Below are 13,890 nucleotides of genomic sequence, written 5' to 3' on the forward strand. Positions count from 1 at the left end.
TCCTTATCCTTTCCGGCCAGAGATCATCCGGCCGACGAGCTGCGCAGTATAATCCACGATCGGCACGATGCGGCCGTAATTCAGTCGCGTTGGACCGATCACGCCCACGGCGCCGACAATTTTGCGGTCCGCATTCATATAGGGTGAAACCACCAGAGAGGAACCGGAAAGTGAAAAAAGCTTGTTCTCCGAACCGATGAAAATCCGCACGCCCTCGCCCTGTTCGGCCAGATCCAGAAACTCGGCGATGTCGCGCTTGCGTTCCAGATCGTCGAACAAGGTGCGGATGCGGTCCAGATCGGCGGCCTCGTCCGCCAGCAGGTTGGCGCGGCCACGCACGATCAGCCGGGCGTCCGATCCGTCGCCGTCCCACATCGCCAGCCCCTGTTCGATCATCGCGGCGGCGATCTGATCCAGCTTCAGCCGGCTTGCCTCGATTTCGCGCGACACGCCCCGGCGCAGGTCGGCCAGCGTGCGGCCTTCGCCAAAGGCGTTCAGGAAATTCGCCGCCTCGCGCATGGCGCTGGCGGTATGGCCCGGCGGCGGGGTAAACACCCGGTTCTCGACCCGGCCATCGGCAAAGACCAGCACCACCAGCGCCCGATCCGGCGCAAGGCTGACAAAGTCGATGTGGCGCACCGGCGCCTCCTGCTTGGGCGTCAGCACCAGCGAGGCGCCATGCGTCAGCGCCGACAGCGCCGTGCTGACCCGGTCCATCATCGCGCCGGTATCGCCGCGCTCGTCGCCCAGCGTTTCCTCGATCATTTCGCGGTCGGTATTCGACACCGGCCCCGCCTCCATCAGCCCGTCCACGAACAGCCGCAGCCCCAGCTGCGTCGGCATCCGCCCGGCCGAGACATGCGGATGGTCCAGCAGGCCCAGATGCTCCAGATCCTGCATCACGTTGCGGATGGTTGCGGCGCTGACCTTTTCGGTCAGCTCACGCGTCAGCGTGCGTGATCCGACCGGCTCGCCCGTGGCAAGATAGGATTCGACCACCCGGCGAAACACCTCGCGCGAGCGGTCGTTCAGGTCGGAAAGCAGCGTGGTTTCTGGCATCGACGGTTCACGGGTTGCGGTCAGGGGTCCTGCCCTAGTATTTGAACGGCAAAACCCCCGAAAGGAATGACAGATGCGCCCCTCTGGCCGGAATTTAAGTGATATGCGTCCGATTTCAATCGAAACGGGCGTCATGCGCCACGCCGAGGGCTCGTGCCTGATCTCCTGCGGCGATACCAAGGTGCTCTGCTCGGCCACCATCGAGGAAAAAGCACCGCCCTTTCTGAAAGGCTCGGGGCAGGGCTGGGTGACTGCCGAATACGGCATGCTGCCGCGCGCCACCAATTCGCGCAACCGGCGCGAGGCGGCAGCGGGCAAGCAATCCGGCCGCACCCAGGAAATCCAGCGCCTGATCGGCCGCGCCCTGCGGGCGGGAGTCGACCGCCGCGCCCTGGGTGAACGTCAGATCGTCATCGACTGCGACGTGATCCAGGCCGATGGCGGTACCCGCTGCGCCTCGATCACCGGCGGCTGGGTGGCGCTGCGTTTGGCGGTGAACAAACTGCTCAAGGCCAATATCATCACCACCGACCCGATCATGGATCATGTCGCGGCGGTGTCCTGCGGCATCTATGCCGGCCAGCCCATCGTGGATCTGGACTATGCCGAGGACAGCGAGGCCGGCACCGATGGCAATTTCATCCTGACCGGCTCGGGCCGGCTGATCGAGGTGCAGATGGCGGCCGAGGGCGCCACCTTCTCGCGCCCCGAGATGAACCAGCTGCTGGATCTGGCCGAGGCCGGCATCGCCCAGCTGGTCGCCGCGCAAAAGGCGGCCGTGGCATGAGGGCCTTTACCGAGAAAAAGCTGCTGGTCGCCACCCACAACGCCGGCAAGCTCGAAGAAATCCGCGCCATGATGGCGCCGCACGGCATCGAGGTCACCAGCGCCGGCGAGATGGGCCTGCCCGAACCCGCCGAGACCGAGGACAGCTTTATCGGCAACGCCCGCATCAAGGCCCGCGCCGCCATGCAGGCGACCGGTCTGCCGGTGCTGGCTGATGACAGCGGCATCAGCGTCGATGGTCTGGACGGCGCCCCCGGCGTCTATACCGCCGACTGGGCCGAGACCCCGAATGGCCGCGACTTCATGCAGGCGATGACCCGCACCTGGAACGAGCTTGATGCCCGCAACACCCCCGAGCCCCGCACCGCGCAGTTCCGCGCCACGCTGATCCTGATGTGGCCGGACGGGCATGAGGAGATCTTCGAGGGCGTGGCGCCGGGCCGTCTGGTCTGGCCGCCGCGCGGGGCGAAGGGCCATGGCTATGACCCGATCTTCGTCCCCGAAGGCCATGACGTGACCTATGCCGAGATGAGCGCGGCGGAAAAGAACGCGATCAGCCACCGCGCCCGCGCCTTTGCCCTGCTGGAGCAGGCCTTTGCGTAGGATCTCGACCGGCTCGCCCTTCGAGCGGGAGTTCGGCTACAGCCGGGCGGTGGTCAAGGGCCCGTGGTGCTTCGTCTCGGGCACCACGAGCTATGACTATGCCGCCATGACTATGCCCGACAGCGCCGCCAATCAGGCGCGCAACGCTTTTGCCACCATCTTTGCCACGCTGGCCGAGGCCGGGTTCCAGCCCGCCGACATCGTGCGGGTGCAATACACCATCACCGACCCCGCCTTTCTCGACGAGGTGGTGCCGGTGTTGGGTGCGGCGATGAAGGATGCGTTACCTGCCGCCACCATGGTTGTCGCGGGGCTTATCAAACCCGAAATGAAGATCGAGATCGAAGCCACCGCGTTCAGGGAATGACATTGGACCTGCCAGCCGCCGCCAGCCCCACCGACCTTGCCGAGGACTGGCGTGCCGGAGGCTTTGCCCTTTACGTCCATTGGCCATTTTGCGCGGCCAAATGCCCCTATTGCGATTTCAACAGCCATGTCGCAGCGACCATCGACCAGCCGCGCTGGCTGGCCGCCTATCGCTCCGAGATCGCGCGGCTGGCGGCCGAAACCCGCGGCCGGGTGCTCAACAGCATCTTCTTTGGCGGCGGCACGCCCAGCCTGATGGCCCCCGAAACCGTGGCCGGGGTGATCGAGGCCGCCCGCGCTGCATGGCCCTTTGCCAATGACATCGAGATCACGCTGGAGGCCAATCCGACCAGCGTCGAGATGGGCCGGTTCCGCGCCTTTGCCGATGGCGGGGTCAACCGCGTGTCGATGGGCATTCAGGCGCTGAACGACGACGATCTGCGCCGTCTGGGCCGGATGCATTCCGTGGTCGAGGCCCGCGCGGCCTTCGACATTGCCCGCGACTGTTTCACGCGGGTCAGCTTCGATCTGATCTATGCCCGGCAGGATCAGGACCGCGCGCATTGGCGGGCCGAACTGACAGAGGCGCTGTCGATGGCCGTCGATCACCTCTCGGCCTATCAGCTGACGATCGAGCCCGGCACCGCCTTTGGCGCGCGCCATGCGAAAGGCGGGCTCAAGGGTCTGCCCGATGATGACATGTCGGCGGACATGTATCTGGACACGCAAGAGATCTGCGCCGCTGCCGGCATGCCGACCTATGAGATCTCGAACCACGCCCGGCCCGGCGCCGAAAGCCGGCACAATCTGGTCTATTGGCGGCAAGGCGACTGGGCGGCGGTTGGCCCGGGGGCGCATGGCCGGCTGACCCTGCCCGGCGGCCGCCTGGCCACCGAGGCGCATCGGGCGCCGGGTGAATGGCTGGCGGCGGTCGAGGGCCGGGGCAATGGCGACAGCGCCACCGAGGCCCTGACGATGCAGGACCGCGCGCTTGAATACCTGCTGATGTCGCTGCGGCTGGCCGAGGGCATGCAGGTCTCGCGCTACCTGTCCCATGGCGCCCGGCTGCCGCAGGGCCGGTTGGCGGATCTTGTCGGGCTGGGGTTGGTTGTGCTGCAGCAGGACCGGCTGATCGCCACCCCGACTGGCCGGCCGGTCCTGAACGCGATCCTGCGCGAACTGGCGGAGTAAGATGCATTACCTTTGGCTTGGCCTTGGCTGGCTTTTTCTCGCGCTTGGCCTGATCGGCGTGGTGCTGCCGGTGATGCCGACGGTGCCCTTTCTCTTGGTCGCCGTCTGGGCCTTTGCGCGCTCCTCGCCGCGGCTGGGCGCGCGCATCCTGCGCAACCCGACCGTCGGGCCGCATATCCGCGCCTGGCGCCGCAATGGCGCCGTCAGCCGCAGGGCCAAGATCGCGGCGACGCTGGCCATGGCCTGCGGCGTCGGCTGGTCCACATGGTTCGGTCTGGACCCCCGGCTGATCGCGGCGCAGGCGCTGGTCTGCGGCGGCATTGCCCTGTGGCTGATCCGGCGCCCGGAAGCCTGAAACCCCGGCCCGGTCCGGCGGTTACAACCTTTTTCCCACTTGTTCAGAACGCGGCGTGGCGCGAACCTCGCAGCATTCAGGTTCATCGGAGGGAGAACCATGGTAGATACATCCGGCGTCAAGATCCATCCTGCGGTCGATAACGGCATCAAACCGGCCAAGCCGGGTTTTTCGGGCGGCGAGCTTCATTGCCATTGCAGCTCGAACCCGGTGCGGGTCGCCGTCAAGGCGCAGACCGCGCATAACCACGTCTGCGGCTGCACCAAGTGCTGGAAGCCCGAGGGCGCGATCTTTTCGCAAGTGGCCGTTGTCGGCCGCGATTCCATCGAGGTGCTCAGCGGCGCCGAGAAGCTCGAGATCGTCAACAAGGACGCGCCGATCCAGCGCCACCGCTGCAAGGATTGCGGCGTGCACATGTATGGCCGCATCGAGAACACCGAACACCCGTTCTATGGTCTGGACTTCGTCCATACCGAGCTTTCGGATCTGGACGGCTGGTCGGCGCCGGAATTCGCCGCCTTCGTCAGCTCGATCATCGAATCCGGTGTCGATCCCAGCCGGATGGACGCGATCCGCGCCCGGTTGCGCGAATTGGGTCTGGAACCCTATGATGCGCTGTCGCCGCCGCTGATGGATGCCATCGCGACGCATATCGCCAAGAAATCGGGCGCACTCGCGGCTTGACGCGACCCGTCCGGACAGGACAGCAGGGGGCCGGTCGAACCGGCCCCCATGCCATGCCGACCACAAGCAGGCCTCCCGGCCGCCACGCAAGGAGTATGTGAACATGAGAACCCGTGCCGCCGTTGCCCTTGAGCCCGGCAAACCGCTGGAAGTCATGGAGGTCAACCTTGAGGGCCCGAAGGCCGGCGAGGTGCTGATCGAAATCAAGGCCACCGGCATCTGCCACACCGACGAATTCACCCTGTCCGGTGCCGACCCGGAAGGCGTCTTCCCCGCGATCCTCGGCCATGAAGGCGCGGGCATCGTACTGGAAGTCGGCGAGGGCGTGACCTCGGTCAAGCCGGGTGACCACGTCATCCCGCTTTACACCCCCGAATGCCGCCAATGTGCGTCCTGCCTGTCGGGCAAGACCAACATGTGCCACGCCATCCGCGCGACGCAGGGCAAGGGCCTGATGCCCGACGGCACCACCCGCTTCTCGATGCTCGATGGCACCCCGATCTATCACTACATGGGCTGCTCGACCTTCGCCAACCACACCGTCCTGCCCGAGATCTCGGTCGCGAAGGTGCGTGAGGACGCGCCCTTCGACAAGATCTGCTACATCGGCTGCGGCGTCACCACCGGCATCGGCGCGGTGATCTATACCGCCAAGGTCGAGATCGGCGCCAAGGCCGTGGTCTTTGGTCTGGGCGGCATCGGCCTGAACGTGATCCAGGGCCTGCGTCTGGCCGGTGCCGACATGATCATCGGCGTCGATCTGAACGACGGCAAAAAGGAAATGGCCGAGCATTTCGGCATGACCCATTTCATCAATCCGAAGAACGTCGAGAACGTGGTTCAGGAAATCATCAACCTGACCAAGACGCCCTTCGACCAGATCGGCGGCGCCGACTACAGCTTCGACTGCACCGGCAACGTCAATGTCATGCGTCAGGCGCTGGAATGCACCCATCGCGGCTGGGGTCAGTCGATCGTCATCGGCGTGGCGCCTGCCGGGGCGGAAATCAGCACCCGTCCGTTCCAGCTGGTCACCGGCCGCGTCTGGAAGGGCTCGGCCTTTGGCGGCGCCCGTGGCCGGACCGACGTGCCCCGGATCGTCGACTGGTACATGGACGGCAAGATCGAGATCGACCCGATGATCACCCACACGCTGAAGCTCGAAGACATCAACAAGGGCTTCGACCTGATGCATGCCGGTGAATCCATCCGCGCGGTCGTCCTTTACTGATCCGTAACGGCTGCTTAGTTAAAAGGACGGCGGGGGCGGGCAACCGATCCCGCCGTCAACATGAAAGGACCGATCATGGCACGACACTTCCATCTGGACGACGAAGACGACGACGACCGCCCGCAAGAAGACCAGAAGGATGAAGGTCTGGGCCTGCCGGAAGGCGACAAGATCGGCAAACTCTATTTCAAGTCGCGCACTGTCATCATCGCCGGTGGCATCAACGACAAGCTGGCGCAGCGCACCGTGGCGCATCTGCTGGCTCTGGCCGAGGACAGCGACAAGCCGATCAACGTGCTGATCAGCTCGCCCGGCGGCCATGTCGAATCGGGCGACATGATCCATGACGTGATCAAGTTCATCCGTCCGACCGTGCGCACCATCGGCTCGGGCTGGGTGGCATCGGCCGGTGCGCTGATCTTTGTCGCGGCGAAAAAGGAAAACCGTTTCTGCCTGCCCAACACCCGCTTCCTGATCCACCAGCCCTCGGGCGGGATCGGCGGCACCTCGTCGGACATGATGATCCAGGCCGAACAGGTCCGCCTGATGCGCGACCGGCTGAACCAGATCTTTGCCGATGCCACCGGCCAGAGCCTGGAACGGATCGAAAAGGACACCCAGCGCGATTTCTGGCTGAACACGCAAGAGGCGCTGGATTACGGCCTGCTGGGCCAGGTCATCCGCTCGGCGGACGAGCTGAAATGACTTCGGGCCGGGCCGTGATCCGGCCCGCCACGCCCGCCGACCACGCCGCGATCTGGTCCATCCTCGAGCCGGTCTATCGTGCGGGCGAAACTTATTGCATCCCGACCGACATCACCCGGGACGAGGCGCTGGCGGACTGGTTCGCCGCGCCCTTCACCGCCTTCGTCGCTGAACTCGATGGCCGCATCCTTGGCGCCAGCCATGTCGGGCGCAACCGGCCCGGTCCGGCCAGCCATGTCGCCAATGCCAGCTTCGTCACTCATCCCGACGCGCGCGGTCGCGGCATTGCCCGGGCTTTGGTCACCCATGCCAAGGACTGGGCGCGGGCGCAGGGCTTTCGCGCCATGCAGTTCAATTTCGTCGTCTCGACCAATGCCGATGCCGTTCATTCGTGGCAGAAGGCCGGTTTCGATATTGTCGGCCGGTTGCCCGGCGCGTTTCTTCACCCGCAACATGGCTATGTCGATGCGCTGGTCATGTTCCACGACCTGACAGGAGAGCAGCCATGACGCTGGCTTATGAAACCGTGTCCGAGAATCGCAGCTTCGGCGGCGTTCAGGGCGTCTATCGTCACCAGTCCCAGGCGACCGGCACGCCGATGACCTTTGCCGTCTACCTGCCGCCGCAGGCCCAACACGGCAAGGTGCCGGTGCTATGGTATCTTTCGGGCCTGACCTGCACCCATGAAAACGCCATGACCAAGGCCGGCGCCCAGGAATGGGCGGCGGAATTCGGCATCGCGCTGATCTTTCCCGACACCTCGCCGCGCGGCGACGGGGTGGCCAATGACGATGCCTATGATCTGGGGCAGGGTGCGGGCTTCTACGTCGATGCGACGCAAGAGCCCTGGGCGCCGCATTTCAAGATGTGGCACTATATCACCCATGAGCTGCCCGAGCTGGTGTTCGGGAATTTCCCGCTGGACCGCGACGCGCAGGGCATCACTGGCCATTCCATGGGCGGCCATGGCGCGCTGACCATCGCGATGACCTTTCCGCAGCGCTACAAGTCTGTCTCGGCCTTTGCGCCGATCGCCCATCCCAGCGAATCCGACTGGGGCCGCAAGCAGTTCACCGCCTATCTGGGCGAGGACAAGGCGGCCTGGGCTGCGCATGACGCCACCCTGCTGATGCGCGAGCGCGGCTATCCCGGCGAGATCCTGATCGATCAGGGCGCCAGCGACCAGTTCCTGCACCTGCTCAAACCCGAGGCGCTGGCCCATGCCATGGCCGAGCGCCGCCAGCCCGGCACCATCAGGATGCAGGAAGGCTACGACCACAGCTATTTCTTCGTCCAGACCTTTATCCCCGACCACATCCGCTGGCACGCCGAGCGTCTGTGACATCAGACCCCCCGCTGTGATGGCGGGGGGTTTTCCCATACCAATTGCCGATTTTTCCTAATACTTTGGTCTAGGCACGGGTGCGGTTTCGTTGACGTATCCGTGTTCAGGGCAGGATATTTTCCCATGGCCGCGCGGCAGGAGGAGTCGCAGCCGCCGCTTTGGAGGAATATTCATGAAGACCATGATCAAGGGCGCCGGTCTGGCGCTGCTGCTGTCTGGCACGGCGGTACTGGCCAACGACAGCGTGCTTTCGGAAATTGCCAAGCCGGAGCAATGGGCGATCCAGACGGGTGACTATGCCAACACCCGCTATTCGACGCTGGACAAGATCAACAAGGACAACGTGAAGGACCTGCGCGTTGCCTGGACCTTCTCGACCGGGGTTCTGCGCGGCCATGAGGGTTCGCCCCTGGTCATCGGCGATGTGATGTATCTGCACACGCCCTTTCCGAACAACGTCTTTGCGCTGGACCTGAACGACGGCGGCAAGATCCTGTGGCGCTACCAGCCGCAGCAGGATCCGAACGTCATCGCGGTCATGTGCTGCGACACCGTCAACCGGGGTCTGGCCTATGCGGACGGGCTGATCCTGATGCATCAGGCCGACACGACGCTGGTGGCGCTGGACGCCAAGACCGGCGAAGTTAAATGGTCGGTCAAGACCGGCGATCCGGCTCTGGGCGAAACCAACACCGCCACCGTGCTGCCGGTCAAGGACAAGGTGATCGTCGGCGTCTCGGGCGGCGAATACGGCGTGCGCGGTCGCGTCACCGCCTATAGCCTGAAAGACGGCAAGGAACTGTGGAAAGCATATTCGACCGGCCCCGACGCCGAAATGCTGGTCGACCCGGAAAAGACCACCGCGCTTGGCAAGCCGATCGGCAAGGACAGCTCGCTGAAAAGCTGGGAAGGCGATCAGTGGAAGATCGGCGGCGGCACCACCTGGGGCTGGTATTCCTATGACCCCGAGCTGAACCTGATCTATTACGGCACCGGCAACCCCTCGACCTGGAACCCCAGCCAGCGTCCGGGCGACAACAAGTGGTCGATGACCATCATGGCCCGCGATGCCGACACCGGCATGGCGAAATGGTTCTACCAGATGACGCCGCATGACGAATGGGACTTCGACGGCGTCAACGAGATGATCCTGACCAACCAGAAGGTCGACGGCAAGGATCGCAAGCTGCTGACCCACTTTGACCGCAACGGTCTGGGCTATACGCTGGACCGCGAAACCGGCGAGCTGCTGGTGGCGCAGAAATACGATCCGGCGGTGAACTGGACCACCGGCGTCGATATGGACCCCAAATCCGAAACCTATGGCCGCCCGGCCGTGGTGGCCGAATTCTCGACCGACCAGAACGGCGAGGACGAGAACACCACCGGCGTCTGCCCGGCCGCGCTTGGCTCCAAGGACCAGCAGCCGGCGGCCTTCTCGCCCAAGACCAACCTGTTCTACGTGCCGACCAACCACGTCTGCATGGACTATGAGCCGTTCCGCGTCGCCTATACCGCCGGCCAGCCCTATGTCGGGGCCACGCTGTCGATGTATCCGGCTCCGAACAGCCATGGTGGCATGGGCAACTTCATCGCCTGGGACAACACCAAGGGCGAGATCAAATGGTCGCTGCCCGAGCAGTTCTCGGTCTGGTCGGGCGCTTTGGCCACTGCGGGCGATGTGGTGTTCTACGGCACGCTGGAAGGCTATCTGAAGGCAGTCGATTCCGAGACGGGCAAAGAGCTTTACAAGTTCAAGACCCCCTCGGGCATCATCGGCAACGTCATGACCTATGAGCATGGCGGCAAGCAGTACATCGGCGTGCTTTCGGGCGTCGGCGGTTGGGCAGGCATCGGTCTTGCGGCCGGCCTGACCAACCCGAACGAAGGTTTGGGGGCTGTCGGCGGCTATGCGTCGCTGTCGCAATACACCGAACTGGGCGGCCAGCTGACCGTGTTCGAGCTGCCCGGCTAATACTTTGGTGCAGAAAACCAAACTGTGACTCGTCACGCTCCGCCCGGGGAAAATATCCTGGGCGGAGCTATCATTTTACGGGTGACAGCAAGGGAGGAATTCATGAACGATAAGATGACCGCCAGCGCATTGGCGATCTGCCTGGCCTGCGCCACCGCGCTTGTCGCACCGGCAGCCATGGCCCAGGACAATGCCACGCAGGCGCCCGCCGCCTCGGGGGACGCAACCGCCAAGAGGGTGCTGCCCAACGGGCAGGACATCACGCCCGACCATCAGGAAAACGGCCGTTGGTATACCGAGGAGGGTATCCCGACCTACAAGATCACCGATGGCGTTCTCGATTACGCCACCTTCTCGGGCTACAAGCGTTATTCGGCGGAATGCCATGTCTGCCACGGCCCGGATGGTGAGGGGTCGACCTATGCCCCGGCGCTCAAGGAAATGGTCAAGAAGATCGACTATTACGAGTTCCAGCAGATCGTCGCCTCGGGCAAGCAGGACGTGGGCACGGCGCAGAATCTGGTGATGCCGGCCTTTGGCACCAACAAGAACGTCTGGTGCTATGTCGACGACATCTATGCCTATCTGCTGGCACGGGGCATGGGCGATCTGCCGCGGGGCCGGCCTGCCGACAAGGAAAAGAAATCCGATGATTTCACGGCGCAGGAAGATTCCTGCATGAGCGGCTGACGATGCGCCGCCTTTGCCCGATCCTGCTGGTCTCGGCGGCGTTCTGCGCGGCTGGCCTGCCCGCAGCGGGGCAGGTCGCCGACCTGCGCTCGCATACCGAGTTCCGGGTCTGCGCCGACCCGGCGGCGGTGCCGATGTCGTCGCAGGATGGCTCGGGGTTCGAAAACCGGCTGGCGGTGCTTTTCGCCGATGAGCTGGGGATGCCGCTGGCCTATACGTGGTTTCCGCAGGGCGCGGGCTTTATCCGCAAGACGCTGCGCGCCGGGATCTGCGACGTGGTGATCGGCTATGCCCAGGGCGATGAGCTGGTGCAGAACACCAACCATTATTACACCTCGGCCTATGGCATCGTGACGCGCAAGGACAGCCCGCTTGCGGCGGTGGACATGCTTGAAGACCCGGCGCTGAAGGGCAAGCCCATCGGCGTGGTCGCGGGCACGCCGCCCGCCACCAATCTGGCGCGGGCGGGACTGGCCAAGGACATGAAGGGCTGGGATCTGTTCGTCGATCGCCGGGTCGAAAACCCGGTGGGCGACATGCTGGCGCAGGTGAAATCCGGCGAGCTGGCCGCCGCCGTGCTGTGGGGGCCGCTGGCGGGCCCTCTGGTCAAGCAGGACCCCGAACTGCAGTTCACACCGCTCTTGAAGGAAACTACCGGCCCGCGCATGTTCTATCGCATCACCATGGGCGTGCGCCCCGGCGAGGACGAATGGAAGCGCAAGCTGAACAGCCTGATCCGCCGCAATCAGGACAAGATCGACGCCATCCTGCGCGATGCCGGCGTGCCGATCCTGGACGATTACGGCAAGGCGCCCAAGCCATGATCGGCCGGGCTCTGGCCCTGTGTCTGCTTTTGGGCGCAACTGCCGCCTTGGCGCAGACCGTGCCCGAGCCTGCCGGCTTTCACGGCGAACCCTACCGCGCCCCGGTCCCGGCCACGCTGGCCGGGGCGCAGGTCATCACCCCGGCCGAGGCGGTGGCGCTGCACCGGCAGGGCGTGCCCTTTCTGGACGTGCTGCCGCGCCAGAAACGGCCAGACAAGCTGCCGGCGGGCACGATCTGGAACGCCCCCCCGCACCAGACCATTCCCGGCGCCGTCTGGCTTTACGATACCGGCTATGACCGTATCTCGGCTGTGGAAGAGGCGCGGCTGCGCGACGGGCTGGCGCAGGCCAGCGGCGGCGACAAGGCCGCGCCCATCGTGATCTTTTGCAAAAGCGACTGCTGGATGAGCTGGAATGCCGGCAAGCGCGCCGTGGGCATGGGTTATACCGGCATCCGCTGGTTTCCGCAGGGTGTCGATGGCTGGCAGGCGGTGGGCGGCACGCTGGTTACTGCTGACGCCCCGTAAAGGCGCCGAATGCGCGCGGCCCGTCGGGCAGCTCGATCTCGCGCGTGATCTTCAGGCTGGCGGCGTCGATCCAGACCAGCGTGTTGCTGTCCCAATGCGCCACCACCACGCCCGTGCCATCGGGCAGAGGGGCGATGCCCTCGGGGTAGTCGCCGGTTTCCAGCGTGGCGACGGCCTTCAGGCTGGCGGGATCAAACACCGTCACCGTACCGGCATATTGATCGGTGACAAAGCCGCGCCCGCCGGCAAAGGCCAGCCCATAGGGATGGCTGCCGGTCGCCACTTGACCCAGCAGTTGGCCGCTTTGCGGGTCGATCACGCTGACCGTGTCGCTTTGCACATCCACGCTGAACAGCCGGCCATCGTGAAAGACCACGGCATAGGGATGCTTGCCGACCTTGATCCGGTGGCGCAGCGCGCCCGTGGCCGCATCATAGACCGAGATCTGGTCGTCATCGCGATCCGCCGTCGCGACCAGAGCGCCGTCGCTGGCGACGCCTGCGGGGGATTTTCCGGTCGGCACCTGCCACAACGGTTTCAGGTCGGGGCCCAGCCGGATCAACTGGCCCTGATACCATTCGGTGATGAACAGCCCGCCATCGGGCGCCACGGCGATGCCAAAGGCGCCCTCGGGCAGATCGATGTTTTGGGTGATGCGCCCGGCCTCGTCCAGCACCGCCATCCGCCCGGTCTTGGCGGCGATGACAAAGGCGCGGCGACGGGCGGGGTCATAGGCAACGGGGGCCGGCGCCCCGGGCAGGGGCGTGGTGGCCAGCACCCCGCCAGAGGCAAGATCGACGACCGAAATGCTGTCGGCATTCTGCGAGGTGACAAAGGCCAGATCGGCGCCGAAGGCCGGTCCGGCCAGCAGCAGGAATGCCAGCCAGCGGATCATTCCGCCTTGCCGAACCTTTCGGCAAGGGCGTCGAGCCCCGCCTGATAGACCCCGGTGACGGCCTTGGTCGCCGCCTCGTCATTCTGATCGGCCGGCGGGTTGTTGTTCGGGAAGCCGCGATAATAGCCACCCTTCCACGTCACCAGTGCCTTGCCGCCCTCGTCCTTGACGCAAAGCGTCGAGGCGTAGTTCGTGACCGGCAGCACCTTCATATCGACCTTTTCGATACGATAGGCATAGCAGCGCTTGTCGGGCTGCCATTTCGACAGCACCTCGGTGATGGTGGGATCGCCGCTCTCGGCCTTCAGATGCAGCACGCGCTCGGATTTCTCGGGCTGATCGACCGAACCGTCGCCGGTCATATCGGTCTTGGCGACCGCCGGATGCCAGCTCATATCGTCGAATTTGCCGATCACCGCCCAGACCTCGTCCGGTGTCGCGTTCAGTTTCTGATCCAGTTCAAGCTTCAGGCGCACCGGGCCATGGGCCTGCGCGGCGCCCGCCAGCAGCATCGCGGCGGCCAGCGTGGTCGCCAGAAGTCGTGTCATCGCGGTTCTCCTCCAGATGGGCCGCCGAAGCTGCTCACCGGCCGGCTGACCCGATGCGGCGACCATGCGCCGGGTTCCGGGCGGCGTCCATAAGACAAACGTATGG

General features: G+C 64.9%; 17 protein-coding genes. 14 read left to right on the plus strand and 3 right to left on the minus strand.

From position 1 onward, the window contains the following. Window positions 1-3: 3 nt before the first annotated feature. Window positions 4-1,059: a heat-inducible transcriptional repressor HrcA gene (hrcA, locus tag GL279_RS12520; RefSeq protein ID WP_155064978.1), complete on the minus strand. Its 1,056-nt coding sequence runs from the start codon at window positions 1,057-1,059 to the stop codon at window positions 4-6. 73 nt (window positions 1,060-1,132) lie between these two features. Here hrcA and rph point away from each other — a divergent pair, with 73 nt between their 5' ends. The 14 genes from rph to GL279_RS12590 all read left to right on the plus strand — a co-directional run bounded on the left by rph (window position 1,133) and on the right by GL279_RS12590 (window position 12,341). After that, window positions 1,133-1,846: a ribonuclease PH gene (rph, locus tag GL279_RS12525; RefSeq protein ID WP_155064979.1), complete on the plus strand. Its 714-nt coding sequence runs from the start codon at window positions 1,133-1,135 to the stop codon at window positions 1,844-1,846. Continuing rightward, the gene (gene rdgB / locus GL279_RS12530) at window positions 1,843-2,448 is read left to right on the plus strand and encodes an RdgB/HAM1 family non-canonical purine NTP pyrophosphatase (protein ID WP_155064980.1); all 606 of its coding nucleotides are present in this window, start codon (window positions 1,843-1,845) and stop codon (window positions 2,446-2,448) included. Before rph ends, rdgB begins: the two co-directional genes overlap by 4 nt. Next, the gene (locus GL279_RS12535) at window positions 2,441-2,815 is read left to right on the plus strand and encodes a RidA family protein (protein WP_155064981.1); all 375 of its coding nucleotides are present in this window, start codon (window positions 2,441-2,443) and stop codon (window positions 2,813-2,815) included. Before rdgB ends, GL279_RS12535 begins: the two co-directional genes overlap by 8 nt. An 8-nt stretch (window positions 2,816-2,823) precedes the next feature. Continuing rightward, window positions 2,824-4,005 (plus strand): radical SAM family heme chaperone HemW, encoded by a 1,182-nt coding sequence (gene hemW, locus GL279_RS12540; protein WP_246175304.1) that lies wholly within the window; start codon window positions 2,824-2,826, stop codon window positions 4,003-4,005. Between the two features lies 1 nt (window position 4,006). After that, a complete protein-coding gene (locus tag GL279_RS12545) occupies window positions 4,007-4,360 on the plus strand; it encodes a YbaN family protein (protein WP_155064983.1) in 354 nt (117 codons plus the stop codon). 99 nt (window positions 4,361-4,459) lie between these two features. Further along, complete coding sequence (gene gfa / locus GL279_RS12550; RefSeq protein ID WP_155064984.1) at window positions 4,460-5,044, plus strand: S-(hydroxymethyl)glutathione synthase; 585 nt, start codon at window positions 4,460-4,462, stop codon at window positions 5,042-5,044. Window positions 5,045-5,147: 103 nt separating this feature from the next. After that, window positions 5,148-6,275 carry an S-(hydroxymethyl)glutathione dehydrogenase/class III alcohol dehydrogenase gene (locus GL279_RS12555; RefSeq protein ID WP_155064985.1) on the plus strand — a complete coding sequence of 376 codons (1,128 nt, stop codon included), beginning with the start codon at window positions 5,148-5,150 and terminating at the stop codon, window positions 6,273-6,275. A 75-nt stretch (window positions 6,276-6,350) separates the two neighbouring features. Then, window positions 6,351-6,980: an ATP-dependent Clp protease proteolytic subunit gene (locus GL279_RS12560; RefSeq protein ID WP_155064986.1), complete on the plus strand. Its 630-nt coding sequence runs from the start codon at window positions 6,351-6,353 to the stop codon at window positions 6,978-6,980. Then, window positions 6,977-7,489: a GNAT family N-acetyltransferase gene (locus GL279_RS12565; RefSeq protein WP_155064987.1), complete on the plus strand. Its 513-nt coding sequence runs from the start codon at window positions 6,977-6,979 to the stop codon at window positions 7,487-7,489. Before GL279_RS12560 ends, GL279_RS12565 begins: the two co-directional genes overlap by 4 nt. Beyond that, window positions 7,486-8,322 carry an S-formylglutathione hydrolase gene (gene fghA / locus GL279_RS12570; RefSeq protein WP_155064988.1) on the plus strand — a complete coding sequence of 279 codons (837 nt, stop codon included), beginning with the start codon at window positions 7,486-7,488 and terminating at the stop codon, window positions 8,320-8,322. Before GL279_RS12565 ends, fghA begins: the two co-directional genes overlap by 4 nt. Before the next feature lie 175 nt (window positions 8,323-8,497). Further along, window positions 8,498-10,300, plus strand: a complete 1,803-nt coding sequence (locus GL279_RS12575; protein WP_155064989.1) for a methanol/ethanol family PQQ-dependent dehydrogenase — start codon at window positions 8,498-8,500, stop codon at window positions 10,298-10,300. Between the two features lie 102 nt (window positions 10,301-10,402). Next, complete coding sequence (locus GL279_RS12580; protein WP_155064990.1) at window positions 10,403-10,990, plus strand: c-type cytochrome, methanol metabolism-related; 588 nt, start codon at window positions 10,403-10,405, stop codon at window positions 10,988-10,990. A 2-nt stretch (window positions 10,991-10,992) separates the two neighbouring features. Further along, complete coding sequence (locus tag GL279_RS12585) at window positions 10,993-11,814, plus strand: substrate-binding domain-containing protein (protein ID WP_155064991.1); 822 nt, start codon at window positions 10,993-10,995, stop codon at window positions 11,812-11,814. After that, a complete protein-coding gene (locus tag GL279_RS12590; protein ID WP_155064992.1) occupies window positions 11,811-12,341 on the plus strand; it encodes a PQQ-dependent catabolism-associated CXXCW motif protein in 531 nt (176 codons plus the stop codon). Before GL279_RS12585 ends, GL279_RS12590 begins: the two co-directional genes overlap by 4 nt. Here the strand turns inward: GL279_RS12590 and GL279_RS12595 are convergent. Then, window positions 12,322-13,236 carry a YncE family protein gene (locus GL279_RS12595; protein WP_155064993.1) on the minus strand — a complete coding sequence of 305 codons (915 nt, stop codon included), beginning with the start codon at window positions 13,234-13,236 and terminating at the stop codon, window positions 12,322-12,324. The genes GL279_RS12590 and GL279_RS12595 overlap by 20 nt on opposite strands. After that, a complete protein-coding gene (locus tag GL279_RS12600; protein ID WP_155064994.1) occupies window positions 13,233-13,784 on the minus strand; it encodes an SRPBCC family protein in 552 nt (183 codons plus the stop codon). The genes GL279_RS12595 and GL279_RS12600 overlap by 4 nt, the downstream gene beginning before the upstream one ends. Window positions 13,785-13,890: the final 106 nt, after the last annotated feature.

It is taken from the genome of Paracoccus limosus, from assembly GCF_009711185.1.
Lineage (GTDB): Bacteria > Pseudomonadota > Alphaproteobacteria > Rhodobacterales > Rhodobacteraceae > Paracoccus > Paracoccus limosus.